The sequence below is a fragment of the [Mycobacterium] fortunisiensis genome (assembly GCF_019050325.1).
Taxonomy (GTDB): Bacteria; Actinomycetota; Actinomycetes; order Mycobacteriales; family Mycobacteriaceae; genus Mycobacterium; species Mycobacterium fortunisiensis.
The window spans coordinates 304,298-316,567 of sequence record NZ_VOMB01000020.1 but is presented as its reverse complement, the minus strand read 5'-3'; the positions used below and the strand labels follow the sequence as shown (position 1 = coordinate 316,567).

Genomic DNA, 12,270 nt, shown 5'->3' with positions numbered 1-12,270 from the left:
CGTCCGGCACCGCGGATCCGATAGTGGCCAGATGGCCAGTTTGTGACGGAATCTTGCCAGTAGGCGTCCCGGCGACCACTATGGGGCGAGTGGATGACCAGAGCGAGCAGCCCGGCCTGAGCACCGGAGCCGAAGTGGTGGTGAACCGTCTGCTCGCCGAAGGCGTCGACGTGTGCTTCGCGAACCCGGGCACCTCGGAAATGCATTTCGTCGCAGCATTGGATGCCGTGCCGGCGATGCGTCCGGTGCTGTGCCTGTTCGAGGGGGTCGCCAGTGGGGCCGCCGACGGATACGCCCGCATCGCTGGTCGCCCCGCCGCGACACTGCTGCACCTCGGCCCGGGGATGGCAAACGCGCTGGCCAACCTGCACAACGCCCGGCGGGCCTTCAGCCCGGTGGTCAACGTGGTCGGCGATCACGCCACCTACCACCAGTCACTCGACGCGCCACTGGAATCCGATATCGAGGCGCTCGGGCAGTGGACACATGGTTCGGTGCACCGTCCGGACTCGGCAGCCGACCTCGATATCCTCGTCCGCGAGGCGGTTCAGAGCGCCACCGCGCCGCCCGGACGCGTGGCCACCGTCATCCTTCCCGCCGACTATTCCTGGGAAGCCACAGCGCAGAAACCATTGCTCGACAACATCTCTGAAGTGGAACCGGAACCCGGTGACATAGACATCGACGTCGCGGCCGCCGGCGAGCTGCTGCGCACCCAGGCCGAGCACGCGGTGCTGCTGCTGGGGGGCGGCGCCACCGCAGCCGACGGACTACGCGCAGCGGCACGGATCCGCGCTGCCGCCGGTGCGCGGGTTCTGGTCGAGACTTTTCCGGCCCGGCTGGCCCGTGGCCGCGACGTGCCTGCCCTCGAGCGGCTCGGCTACCTGGCCGAGCAGGCCACGCAACAACTCTCCGGGGCAACACATCTGGTGCTGGTCGGGGCCAAGACGCCGGTGTCGTTCTTCGCCTATCCGGGAAAGCCGAGTGTGCTGGTGCCCGACGGCGCCACGGTCCACCACCTGGCGGTCGAGGATTTGTCCGGTCTCGCAGACGAATTGGGCGGTGCCGCACCCACGGTGCCACCGTCCGAACCGGGGGCGCCACCGAGCGGCCCACTCAACCCGCAGAACCTGGCGCAGGTGATCGCCGCGCTGCTGCCCGAGAACGCCATCATCTCCGACGAGGCCAACACCAGCGGGGTGTTCCTGCCGGCCGCCACCGCGTCGTCCCCGCCGCACGACGTGCTCACCCTGACCGGCGGAGCGATCGGGCAGGGTCTGCCGGTGGCAGTGGGCGCCGCCGTCGCCGCGCCGCACCGGCCGGTGATCGCCCTGCAGTCCGACGGCAGTGCCGCCTACACCATCTCCGCGCTGTGGACGATGGCCCGTGAGCAGCTCGACATCACTGTCGTGATCCTCAACAACCGCGCCTATGCGATCCTGCAGCTGGAGTTGATGCGGGTGGGCACCCGGGCGGACGGGGAGCGGTCGCGATCACTGCTCGACCTCAGCCGCCCCGACATCGACTTCGCCTCGATCGCACAGGGTTTCGGTGTCCCGGCCAGCCGTGCCGGCACCGCCGAAGAACTCGCCGACCAGTTCCGCGCCGCACTGGCCGAACCCGGGCCGCATCTGATCGACGCGGTGCTGCCGACCTGGTCGCCGGGATGAACAGCCGGCGCGCACCCACGGTAGCGGTGCTGGCGCTGCCCGGCGTCAACGCGTTCGACCTGGCGACCGCCATGGAGGTGTTCGCCAAAGCGACGCTGCCCGGCGGCGGCCCGGCCTACCGGATCCTGGTGTGCAGCCCGGCCGAGATCGTCGACGCCGGCCCGGTGCGGATCGTCACCGAGCACGCTATGGAGCGGCTCGCCGAGGCCGACACCATCGTGGTCCCGGGCTGCCAGGACATCACCGCCGAGGTTCCCGGCGACGTGTGCGCGGCGCTGCGCGCCGCGCTCCACGCCGGCACCCGCATCGCGTCGATCTGCACCGGGGCGTTCATCCTGGCCGCGGCCGGGCTGCTGGACGGCAGGAGAGCCACGACGCACTGGCTGGCCGCCGACGCCTTCCGGGCCGCCTTCCCCGCCGTGCAGCTGGACCCTGACGTGCTCTATGTCGACGAAGGCCAGCTGCTCACCTCGGCGGGTGCCTCGGCGGGCATCGACCTGTGTCTGCACATGGTTGGGCGTGACCACGGCGCGGCGGTGGCCGCCGACGCCGCCCGGATGGCGGTCGCCCCACTGCACCGCGACGGCGGCCAGGCCCAGTTCATTCCGCGAAACACCGTGGCGGCCAGGGGTATCGGGCAACACAACAAGCTCGATGACGTCTTGGCCTGGATCGAACGCGAGGCCCATCGCGACCTGGGCCTGGGTGACATCGCCGCTCGCGCGGCCGTCAGCGCACGCACCCTCAACCGGCGCTTCCAGGCCGAGACCGGCCAATCACCCATGCAATGGCTGACCGGAGTACGGATCCGCCACGCCCAGCAGTTGCTGGAGAGCGGAACCGACGGCGTCGAACACATCGGCCGTCAGGTCGGATTCGGCTCGCCGGCCAACTTCCGTGAGCAGTTCCGCCGGCTCACCGGCGTCACACCGCAGCAGTACCGCAACACCTTTCGCCGCCTCAAGGTGAGTTGATCGTCAGCTCCACTTCCCGGCCGGCTCGCTAGCTCGGGAGTCGCTTCTCCAACACCACCGCGGCGATCGGAATGCGCATCTGCTCCGGGTCGGCGGACATCCGCGCAGCGATGCCCGTGTGCAGCCGGTGGTAGAAGGTGGCCAGCCGATCCGGGGGACCGTCGATTGCCGCACCCAGATCGGCGAACGCGGTGAACTGACAGAAATCGGCCCAGCGGCTGCCGAATGCGGTTGCGTTGCGGTCACTTCGGTAGGCCTTGAAGATGCGGTCCTCGGCGTCGAAGATCTCCAGGTGCTGGATCTGTAGCCGCTCGAATCGGCCCGACGGCGCGAACGGGGCGACGAAATCCGCGGCGCGCCGCCCGGCGATGGGCAGTGACATGCGGGCCACTTCGTCGGCGCTCACCACGCCGTCGGTGATCAACTCGGTCAGGGTGCTCATGATGGACTGGAACAGCGGCTCGTAGCCGAAATCTCCGTCGTCACCCAAACCGGTTGTCAGCACCACCAGACGGCCACCCGGCGACAGTTCCCGGCCGCGGAAGGCGATGAACTCGTGCCAATCGTGGGCCGCCTGCTTGGCATAGACCGTGCGGGCGTGGTTGTCGTTGCTGTACGCCGCGACGACGTGATCGGGGACCGGCATCGACACCCGGCCCAGCCGGATGACACCCCAGGAAGACCAGCCCAGGTGGACACAGTTGGACGGCAGGATCTGACTGTAGAACGAGTGGCCGACCGCTGTGCTGAACGTGGCCGGATGCTTGCGGAGATAGGACCGCGGATCCTCCTGGAGGATCCGGAACATCGTGGAGAAGTCGTTGTCGGCGTCATCGGTGTGTGTCACCAGCACCGAATGTTCGGGCCGGGTGCGGGCGCGCAGCGCCGTGATCGCGGCGTTGATCGGCTCCATCGAATTCAGTGCCGTGCCCGCTCCGTAGTCGGCGATCACGATCGACTGTGGCGGTGCCGGAATCGGTACGGTGCGGGCCGCCTGCTCCAGAAGCTTGGTCGCCGAGCTCATTCCGGCGGTGTGCGGGTGCGGCGGCGTTCGACGCGGGGTGGGCATGGCTACGTTCGCCGTCGCCGCCGGCGCAGCAGCAAGCCGATGAGAAGACCCATGACGAAGATGATGACCAAGATGAACCACATCGGCGACTCGACGCTCACCCACAACACATGGATGCTGACCCGATCCCGGTTCTGCGCGACGAACATCGCGGCCAAGGCGGCCAGGATCAAGGCGACCCAGTAGCGCAGCGCCAATCGCCGCGCCGGTGCGGCCGATTCGGTGGCGTCGGTCTCGTCGCGAGGCATATCCCGACGGTAACCCGCCGCGCGGGGGGTTGGGAAACACTTCGGCCCCGCCACGGCCCTAGCCTCGTAGATCCTTACCGACCATCGAGAACAGTGGATCGGTGGGGCCGATGTCGAGGGTGCACTCGGCCGGTCGCGGATCCGGGACAAACGCCCAGAACATCGCCCCGGCCGCGCCATCGCCCCGCATCTGGCCGATCAATTCACCCAGGACACGTCGACGTTGCGCCAGTGAGACGCAGGATCCGGCCTTCATACCGAGCTCGGCCACCAGCAACGGCTTACCCAGGGCACGTGCCTGACCGAGACGTCGTTGCAGACCGAAGGAGCTGTCGCCGGGCAAGGTGTCGGTGCCCACGTAGTAGTGGTATTCGAGAACGTCGATACCGGGGGACGCGCCGACGGTCTCAAAATCGTCGCCTGCCGACCCGCATTGACCGCCGCCGGCGTGTCCACTGAAGATCACCGCCCCCGGATCGAGTGCGCGGATCCGGGCGCCCGTCGCATCGAAGAATGCCCGCAACACGGCCGCCGAGTCCGAATAGCACTGGCGGCTGGGCCAATCACAGTTCTCCACCCCACAGTTGGACGGCTCCGGTTCTCCCACCGCAGACCAGCCTGCCAGCGCCGGCGAGTCGGCCCACCGCGTGACGGCGGTATCCAGCCAATCGGCGTATGTCATCGGGTGCCCGTGCGACCGATCGGTGCGCCAGCCGCCGGAGAACCACGCATGGTCCTTGAAATGTTCGTTCTCACAACCGCCTTCGTTTGTGGTGAGAACAGCGATCAGCAACTGATCGTGTCTGGCCGCGGCATCGAACACCGCGTCGATGGCCGCGAAGTCCAGGGCACCCGTCGACTTGTTCACGGCCAAGGTCGAATTGACATTGACCCGAATGAGCGATCGCGGCGGCAGCAGGCTGAAGAACTGCTCCGGATCGACCTGGGCGCCGCAACCGGTGTTGATGTCCCAGTCCGTGCCCAGTTGGTAGGCATTGATGCCGATCGGCCACCACGGTTTGCCGTCGAGTGTGAGTGACGTTCCCGAGACACCGAGCTGCGGCGCCGGGGCCCGCTCGGTCGGTGCGGCAGTCGCGGTGGCCGGTGCCGGCACCGGTGGGGGTGGGGAGCACGCGGCGATCAATACCGCCACGCACAGCAGCGCCGCGGTGCGAACTGCCCGACCGCCCATTGCCCCAGGCTAGCCATTCGGTCGTCGCCGTAGGCGCCAACGGCCGGGACGAACGTGCGCAGAATGCTGCCGAAGCACGGCGTGCCGGGGAGCAGGCACGCACGCTCGCGGTGCTAGGTGAGGCGGTGTCAGTGGCCGCGGGCCACCCAGTCGTCGTAATGCACCAACTCGTCGCCGATCCGGGTGGTGTCACCGTGGCCGGTGTAGACCACGGTGTCTGGCGGCAGTTTGCCGAGTTTGTCCTTGATCGACCCGAGGATGGTCGGGAAATCGGAGAAGGACCGGCCGGTGGCGCCGGGACCGCCCTGGAACAGGGTGTCACCGGAGAACACCGCGCCCAGCGCCGGCGCGTACAAGCAGGTCGAGCCAGGGGAGTGGCCCGGGGTGGCGATGGCGTGCAGTTCGATCCCGCCGGCGGTGAACACCTGACCGTCTTCGATGTGACGGAAAGGCTTGTCGCCGTGGGTCATCTGCCACAGCATGTCGTCGGCGGGGTTCAGCAGCACCGGAGCGTCCAGATCGGCCGACAGTTGCGGGGCCACGGTGATGTGGTCGTTGTGGCCGTGGGTGCAGATGACCGCGACGACGTGTCGCCCGGCGACGGCGTCCTCGATGGCCTTGGCGTCGTGGGCGGCGTCGATCACGATGACCTCGGAATCGTCCCCGACGATCCAGATGTTGTTGTCGACGTCCCAGCTGCCGCCGTCGAGCTCGAATTTCCCACTCGTGACGAGACGTTGGATACCGGGTTGCTTGCTCACTTCAGCACCACCACGGACCGCAGCACCTCACCGGAATGCATCTTGTGGAATGCCTCTTCGATGGCATCCAGACCGATGCGCTCGGAGACGAACTTCTCCAGCGGCAACCGTCCCTGCAGGTACAGGCTGATCAACGTGGGGAAGTCGCGCTCGGGCAGGCAGTCGCCGTACCAGGAGGATTTCAAAGCACCACCGCGGGAGAAGAAGTCGACTAGCGGCATCTCGAGCGTCATGTCCGGGGTGGGGACGCCGACCAGCACCACGGTGCCGGCCAGATCGCGCGCGTAGAAGGCCTGCTTCCAGGTTTCGGGGCGGCCGACGGCGTCGATCACCACGTCGGCGCCGAACCCGTCGGTCAGGTCCTGAATGGTCTGGACGGCGTCGAGTTCGCGGGCGTTGATGGTGTGGGTGGCGCCGAAATCGCGGGCCCAGTCGAGCTTCTTGTTGTCGGTGTCCACGGCGATGATCTTCTTGGCGCCGACAAGTGCGGCCCCGGCGATCGCGGCATCACCCACACCGCCGCAGCCGATCACGGCCACCGTGTCGTCGCGGGTCACCGCGCCGGTGTTGATGGCCGCGCCGATACCGGCCATCACGCCACAGCCCAGCAGCCCGGCCACGGCCGGGTCGGCTTCGGAATCCACTTTGGTGCACTGGCCTTCGTGCACCAGGGTCTTGTCGGCGAACGCCCCGATGCCCAGCGCCGGGGTGAGTTCGGTGCCGTCGGTCAGCGTCATCTTCTGGGTGGCGTTGAAGGTGTCGAAGCACAGGTGCGGGCGGCCCCGCTTGCAGGCCCGGCATTCTCCGCACACCGCGCGCCAGTTGAGGATCACGAAATCCCCGGGCTCGACGTGGGTCACCCCGTCGCCGACCGCCTCGACCGTGCCGGCGGCCTCGTGGCCGAGCAGGAACGGGTATTCGTCGTTGATGCCGCCCTCGCGGTAGGTGAGGTCGGTGTGGCACACCCCGCAGGCGATGATGTCGACGACCACCTCACCGGGACCCGGGTCGGGAATCACAATGTCGACCAACTCCACCGGCTGGCCTTTGGACCGAGAAATCACACCGCGCACCGTCTGACTCATGCCTCTAACTTAATGCAAACCGGACAGGTGTCCAATTAGTGGGGGCAGTTGGTGTCGGCCGAATCGCGGGCCGTGTCGAGCGCGCCCGGGATACCGTGGGTTGTGGTCGACGATCGAAGCCAACTGCTGGTGGTCGCGCGCTCGGCGTACCGGCGCAATGACTGGCGTACCAGCTACGAAACCTTCAGTCGCGTCCAGGGCGTGCAACCGCTCGGTACCGACGACCTGGCCGTGTACGCAACCGCCGCGTGGCGTCAGGGCCATGGCCGCGAAGCGGTCCGGATCAATGAGCAGGTGCACGCCCGGCTGCTGCGCACCGACCCGGTCCAGGCCGCGATGAAGGCCGCCGAACTGGGGCTGGCCTGGCTGGCCCGCGGCCACATCGGGTTGGCCGGAAGTTGGGCGCAACGAGCCGGCACGCTGCTCGACGGTGTTCCGCAGGCCGCCGCGCACGGGTATCTGGCGTACCTGCTCGCCGTGACGGCGGCCGACGCCGGCGATCACGCACAATCCGCTGCGGCGACACGGCAATTGGCCGCGACCGCCCAGCGCCTCGACGATGCCGCCCTGGTCACACTGGCACGCGCGCTCGACGGTATCGCGGCCCTGGCTGCCGGCGATGCTGCCGGAACCCGGGCCCTGGATGAGGTACTGCTGCCGGTGCTCGACGAGCGGGTGCCGTTGGAGTGGGCCGCCGATGTGTACCGGCGCGCGCTGACCCTGGCGCACCGCCGCGGCGACGACGGCCGGTTGCGGGCGTGGACCCAGTCGATGTGGCAGTGGTGTGAGGACACCGAACCCGAATCGGGGCCATCGGCATACCGCGCCGTCTGCGATGTCTACCGGCTCTGGGCGGTCGCCGACAGCGAGCCCGGCGATGTGCTGCGGCAGGTCGTCGGTCTGCGTCGCCTGGTCGCCGATGTCGATGCGAGCGCGGCGAGCCTGATCGAGGATCTGCTGGCCCGGAGTCTGGGGCGGGCCCGATAGATTGCCCGCCATGGGCGCGCTCGACGTGATCGATACCTGGCCGGTGGATTCGGCCGCGGCAGCAGTGGTCGGACCGTCCGGCGTGCTGGCGAGCCACGGCGACACCGCCAAGCCTTTTGCACTGGCTTCGGTGACCAAGCCGCTCGTGGCCCGGGCCGTCCAGATCGCGATCGAGGAGGGTGCGGTCGACCTCGGTACCCCGGGCGGTCCGCCCGGTTCGACCATCCGACACCTGCTCGCACATGCGTCCGGCGTGTCGATGCAGTCGGCCGACGTGCTGGCCCGTCCGGGGCAGCGCCGCATCTATTCCAACTTCGGGTTCGAGCTGGCGGCCCGTGCCGTCGAGGAGGCCGCCGGCATCGAGTTCGGCAGCTATCTCACGCAGGCGGTGTTCGAGCCGCTGTCGATGTCGGCCTCCACGCTCTCCGGCGGGGCGCAGGTGGCCGGGTTCGGCGCGGTGTCCACTGTTGCCGATCTGGCGGCCTTTGCCGGTGAGCTGTTGCGTCCAGCGCTGGTGTCCGACCAGCTGCACACCGAGGCGGTGACAGTGCAATTTCCGGGGCTGGACGGGGTGTTGCCCGGTTTCGGGGTGCAGCGGCCCAACGACTGGGGCCTGGGCTTCGAACTCCGGGATGGCAAATCCCCGCACTGGACCGGCGCGGCAAACTCGCCCCGCACGTTCGGGCATTTCGGGCAGTCGGGCACGTTTTTGTGGGTCGATCCGGCCGCTGACCTGGCATTGGTGGTGCTCACCGACCGCGATTTCGGGGACTGGACCTACCCGCTGTGGCCGGCCATATCTGATGGAGTGCTGAGAGAAAACGGCACAGACTAGCGCAACACCAGCCTCACGGGGCACAATAGACACGCGCGGCACACACAACTGCATGCTCGATCGGAATACCAGGCCGTTGGGGAAGACGTCCCTCGTATCCGAAGGAGTAGCAGATGCGTGCGTCGAACCAGTTCGCCGACGCGGCGACAGGCGTGGTCTATGTCCACGCCTCACCCGCGGCGGTATGCCCGCATGTCGAGTGGGCGTTGTCGTCGACCCTGTCGGCGCGGGCGAACCTGAAGTGGACCCCGCAACCGGCCATGCCCGGCCAGTTGCGTGCGGTGACCAACTGGGTCGGTCCCGTCGGCACCGGGGCGCAGTTGGCCAATGCCCTGCGCTCCTGGTCGGTGCTGCGGTTCGAGGTCACCGAGGACCCTAGCGCCGGAGTGGACGGGCACCGTTGGTGCCACACCCCGCAGCTCGGTCTGTGGAGCGGCGCGATGAGCGCCAACGGCGACGTGATGGTCGGCGAGATGCGACTGCGCACGCTGATGGCCGGCGGCGCCGACATGCTGGCCGCCGAACTCGACACCGTGCTGGGCACCGCGTGGGACGAATCTCTCGAGCCCTACCGCAACGGCGGAGACGGCGGTGAAGTGTCCTGGCTGAATCGAGGAGTCGGATAGCCGATCAGCCGCGCTGCCACAGGCAGTAGCCGCTGAGCTTTGCCGTGAACATGTGGTCGCTGACCGCAAAGGTCAGCGACTGCCCCGGTGCGCCGTCGAACGTCTCGGGCTCCGACGTCTTCCCGGCGCCCAGGACGTCGACAACCTCAGCGCGACACCGTGCTTGGGTGGTCTGCGGGAGACCCGACCAGGTACCCGCCTTGGCTTCCGGATTGCGCCGCCCCTGTCCGTGCAGGATCAGCTCGGGCCCGGTGGTCAGCCAGCGGTCCGACGAGGGATAGGGGCCACCGAAGGACTGCCAGGCGCCGCCGTCGCAGCGCAGCAGGCGCCGGTCGTTGCCGAGTTCTGCGGGGTCGGCCGGACTCAGCGCCCCGGCAATACCTTCCGCACACGACGAGTCCGGCTGCGGCGCCGCGGTTTCCGGGGGTCCCGGCGGCACCGGCGGTTCGGGATCGGCGTGCGCGCACCCGCTCGAGGTGAGTGCGGCGGCCACGGCGCAGGCCGCCGCTCCCAATACGCGTATCCCGGCCATGGCTCAGACCGAGATCGTCTTCATGGATTCCAGGTCGGTCTGCATCAACCGGACGTTGTAGTCGCCCCAGTAGGACAGGTTGTAGTACAGGTACTGCGAGTTGTCGACCACGTTGCCGTCCTCGTCGACGGTGTCGAAGTAGTCGGTGCCCGACATCGGGTGCACCATCGGCGCGTACATGCCGGTGTTGGTGATCAGGTTGTTGGCCACCAGCGTCGTGGTGTCCGACCACTGGCCCTGGGGCGAATCCGACACCCGCATCACCACGTTGTTGCCGCCGTCGGTGTAGAGCACCACGTACTTGCCGAGGTATTCGTTGTACTGCACCGACATCTCGCTGACGTTGCCGTTGGTGGGCAGCCCGCCGACCCAGATGCCGTTGGCGATCTTGGTGAACAACCCGAACGTGAAGGTGTCGAGCACCTTGTAGAACTGCGGCAGGAAATCGGTGCTGCTGGAACCGAATACCGGCACCGCGGCCGACGGATCGCCGGTCACCCACTGCCCGGCGCCGGCGGCGTCCTCGCCCGCGAAGTACTGGTAGGCGTCGAGATCGGTGATCTTGTCCTTCTCGACCCGGGCCACATACGCCGAACCTTGCCGGCCCGAGGGGGTTCCGTACACGTAGACGTACGGGTCGGCGGGGTCGTCCGACATCACCAGCGCGTTCTGCTGGAAATGCTCGTCGCCGGGCACATACGACGCGCTGGCCCGCAACCAGCCCGAGGCCCGCACGGTGTCCGGGTCCACCTGCCAGGTCTTGCCGCCGTCGTCGGAGTAGGCGATGCCCGAGTAGTTGGTGGTCCAACTGCCCGGGTTGTCCCAGGTGCGCACCGACATCACGGTGGCGTACTGCCGGTAACCGCCCTCGTCGCCGGCGTGTTCAATCGCGATCGCCGAGGTCGGGATCATCGTGTAGGTGCTGCCGAACAGCCCGTCGTAACCCGGGTCGTAGATGATCTGCGCCGCCCCCGCCGCGGGCCCGCCGGTGCCGTACCACGTCGGCGTCCCGGGGATGCCGGGCTGCGCGCCGGCATGGATCAGGGCATCGCTGAATTGCAGGCCGTTGGACATGTCGGTATCGCTGGTGCGGAACAGCACGTTGTTGCGCCAGTCTCCGGTCATGTTCGGTCCGCTGTAGGTGTCGCCGAACAACGTGTAGATGATCGGCGTGCCGTTGTCGTCGGTGTACCCGCTGTTCCACATGATGCCGAGATCCGTGCCGGCGACATACCAGTGGCCGGTGGGGCCCTGGCCGGTGACCCAGTCCAGTGCGGTGGTGTGTGCGGTCAGTGACGGGGGGACGGCAGGCTTCGGGGTCAGATCGTCGGTTTGCACCGCGAACGTCGGGCTGACCGCGGCCATCGGCTGGATTTCCTGCTCGGCCACCACCGACGCGGCATCGTTGGCCGACAGCACGCGGGCGCCGAGCGGATTGACCGACCGTGCGAATTCCCTTCGGGTCCACGCCATCATGGCCCACAACGCCGGGGACTGTGCCGGTGCCACCGGGGTGGTTCCCGCGCCGAACGCCGACAACCCGGTGATACTCAACAGGGCCGACACCACCGTCGGGGCGGTGATGGCGGGCGCGGAGGTGACGGCCTCGGTGGCGGGCTCGAGGCGGTCGCGCTGCGCGACAGCCGGGGCCTCGACGGCGGTGACCCGGGGAAGCACCGGGGTGATCACGTCGTGACGGGGTTCGACACCGTCCGCGGGGGCTTGGGTGAGCTTGCCGACGACGGTGTCGGTGTGCTGCGGGTGGGTGATGGCCGGTGCGGCGCCGCCGGTTTCGTTGGTCGGCCGAGGCGACCGGTTGGCTTTGATCGCCTGGGGCGACTGGTGGGCTCCCGCGGCGCGGGTGAAGTCCGACCGTCCGGTGCGGGTGGACGGGCGCGTCCGCGTCGTCCCGGTGGCGTTGTCGCCGAGGGCGCCACGTGACGAGTCGCCTCGGCTCTGCGTCCGCTTCACGCCGCGTTCGAGGTTGTCGAGCCCGGCTTCGACATCGTCGCGCACGCGGTCGGCGATCTTCGACAGCGCGCCTTTGCGGTTCGGTGCCTTGACGCGCGTTCCGGGGTTGGCGGTGCTGCCACCCGAGGCGGTGCCGGACTTCTCGTTGCTGCTGCTCGTGGTCTTGGCGGAGTTGCCGCCGGTCTCGTCGGCCCATGCGATGCCGGTTCCGGAGGTCAACGCGGACCCGATGCCGAGCGCCACGGCCAGAGCGCCGACGCGACCGATGTACTTGGTTGACTCCATGACGCTCCGTGTGTCGATCCAACCCCGGCCCGTTG

The 12,270-nt window shown here is 68.3% G+C and carries 12 protein-coding genes; 5 read left to right on the top strand and 7 right to left on the bottom strand.

Annotated features, from left to right (window positions below; translation table 11 throughout):
* The first annotated feature begins 89 nt into the window (after nucleotides 1–89).
* Together FR943_RS17520 and FR943_RS17515 are read left to right on the top strand one after the other, a co-directional pair.
* Entirely contained in the window at nucleotides 90–1,670 is a 1,581-nt protein-coding gene (locus FR943_RS17520; protein WP_443732535.1) for an acetolactate synthase large subunit, read from the top strand.
* Nucleotides 1,667–2,644: a GlxA family transcriptional regulator gene (locus FR943_RS17515; protein WP_217159454.1), complete on the top strand. Its 978-nt coding sequence runs from the start codon at nucleotides 1,667–1,669 to the stop codon at nucleotides 2,642–2,644. Before FR943_RS17520 ends, FR943_RS17515 begins: the two co-directional genes overlap by 4 nt.
* 28 nt (nucleotides 2,645–2,672) lie before the next feature.
* Here the strand turns inward: FR943_RS17515 and FR943_RS17510 are convergent, their stop codons facing one another.
* The 5 genes from FR943_RS17510 to FR943_RS17490 form a co-directional block, all read right to left on the bottom strand.
* Nucleotides 2,673–3,668, bottom strand: coding sequence for a class I SAM-dependent methyltransferase (locus tag FR943_RS17510; RefSeq protein ID WP_217159452.1), 996 nt, complete (start codon nucleotides 3,666–3,668; stop codon nucleotides 2,673–2,675).
* Nucleotides 3,669–3,715: 47 nt separating this feature from the next.
* Nucleotides 3,716–3,961 carry a lipopolysaccharide assembly protein LapA domain-containing protein gene (locus FR943_RS17505; RefSeq protein WP_217159450.1) on the bottom strand — a complete coding sequence of 82 codons (246 nt, stop codon included), beginning with the start codon at nucleotides 3,959–3,961 and terminating at the stop codon, nucleotides 3,716–3,718.
* A 58-nt stretch (nucleotides 3,962–4,019) separates the two neighbouring features.
* Nucleotides 4,020–5,153, bottom strand: coding sequence for a beta-mannosidase (locus tag FR943_RS17500; RefSeq protein WP_217159448.1), 1,134 nt, complete (start codon nucleotides 5,151–5,153; stop codon nucleotides 4,020–4,022).
* 128 nt (nucleotides 5,154–5,281) lie between these two features.
* On the bottom strand, nucleotides 5,282–5,914 hold the full coding sequence (locus tag FR943_RS17495; RefSeq protein WP_217159446.1) for an MBL fold metallo-hydrolase: 633 nt from the start codon (nucleotides 5,912–5,914) through the stop codon (nucleotides 5,282–5,284).
* The gene (locus FR943_RS17490; RefSeq protein ID WP_217159444.1) at nucleotides 5,911–6,999 is read right to left on the bottom strand and encodes an S-(hydroxymethyl)mycothiol dehydrogenase; all 1,089 of its coding nucleotides are present in this window, start codon (nucleotides 6,997–6,999) and stop codon (nucleotides 5,911–5,913) included. The genes FR943_RS17495 and FR943_RS17490 overlap by 4 nt, the downstream gene beginning before the upstream one ends.
* Nucleotides 7,000–7,101: 102 nt before the next feature.
* Between FR943_RS17490 and FR943_RS17485 the strand changes: the two genes are divergently transcribed.
* The 3 genes from FR943_RS17485 to FR943_RS17475 all read left to right on the top strand — a co-directional run bounded on the left by FR943_RS17485 (nucleotide 7,102) and on the right by FR943_RS17475 (nucleotide 9,447).
* Nucleotides 7,102–7,986 (top strand): chemotaxis protein CheY, encoded by an 885-nt coding sequence (locus FR943_RS17485; RefSeq protein WP_217159443.1) that lies wholly within the window; start codon nucleotides 7,102–7,104, stop codon nucleotides 7,984–7,986.
* Between the two features lie 10 nt (nucleotides 7,987–7,996).
* A complete protein-coding gene (locus FR943_RS17480) occupies nucleotides 7,997–8,821 on the top strand; it encodes a serine hydrolase domain-containing protein (protein WP_217159442.1) in 825 nt (274 codons plus the stop codon).
* A 113-nt stretch (nucleotides 8,822–8,934) separates the two neighbouring features.
* On the top strand, nucleotides 8,935–9,447 hold the full coding sequence (locus tag FR943_RS17475; RefSeq protein ID WP_217159441.1) for a DUF3145 domain-containing protein: 513 nt from the start codon (nucleotides 8,935–8,937) through the stop codon (nucleotides 9,445–9,447).
* 4 nt (nucleotides 9,448–9,451) lie between these two features.
* Here FR943_RS17475 and FR943_RS17470 read toward each other — a convergent pair whose 3' ends face one another.
* Together FR943_RS17470 and FR943_RS17465 are read right to left on the bottom strand one after the other, a co-directional pair.
* Nucleotides 9,452–9,979 carry a hypothetical protein gene (locus FR943_RS17470; RefSeq protein ID WP_217159440.1) on the bottom strand — a complete coding sequence of 176 codons (528 nt, stop codon included), beginning with the start codon at nucleotides 9,977–9,979 and terminating at the stop codon, nucleotides 9,452–9,454.
* Nucleotides 9,980–9,982: 3 nt separating this feature from the next.
* Nucleotides 9,983–12,235, bottom strand: a complete 2,253-nt coding sequence (locus tag FR943_RS17465; protein ID WP_246585078.1) for a glycoside hydrolase family 183 protein — start codon at nucleotides 12,233–12,235, stop codon at nucleotides 9,983–9,985.
* Between the last annotated feature and the right edge of the window lie 35 nt (nucleotides 12,236–12,270).

Excerpts from the sequence above, each read along its gene's own strand:
- FR943_RS17490 (WP_217159444.1), bottom strand. The coding sequence starts at position 6,999 with ATGAGTCAGACGGTGCGCGGTGTGATTTCTCGGTCCAAAGGCCAGCCG.
- FR943_RS17470 (WP_217159440.1), bottom strand. The coding sequence starts at position 9,979 with ATGGCCGGGATACGCGTATTGGGAGCGGCGGCCTGCGCCGTGGCCGCC.
- FR943_RS17475 (WP_217159441.1), top strand. The coding sequence starts at position 8,935 with ATGCGTGCGTCGAACCAGTTCGCCGACGCGGCGACAGGCGTGGTCTAT.
- FR943_RS17510 (WP_217159452.1), bottom strand. The coding sequence starts at position 3,668 with ATGAGCTCGGCGACCAAGCTTCTGGAGCAGGCGGCCCGCACCGTACCG.
- FR943_RS17505 (WP_217159450.1), bottom strand. The coding sequence starts at position 3,961 with ATGCCTCGCGACGAGACCGACGCCACCGAATCGGCCGCACCGGCGCGG.
- FR943_RS17500 (WP_217159448.1), bottom strand. The coding sequence starts at position 5,153 with ATGGGCGGTCGGGCAGTTCGCACCGCGGCGCTGCTGTGCGTGGCGGTA.
- FR943_RS17465 (WP_246585078.1), bottom strand. The coding sequence starts at position 12,235 with ATGGAGTCAACCAAGTACATCGGTCGCGTCGGCGCTCTGGCCGTGGCG.
- FR943_RS17515 (WP_217159454.1), top strand. The coding sequence starts at position 1,667 with ATGAACAGCCGGCGCGCACCCACGGTAGCGGTGCTGGCGCTGCCCGGC.
- FR943_RS17480 (WP_217159442.1), top strand. The coding sequence starts at position 7,997 with ATGGGCGCGCTCGACGTGATCGATACCTGGCCGGTGGATTCGGCCGCG.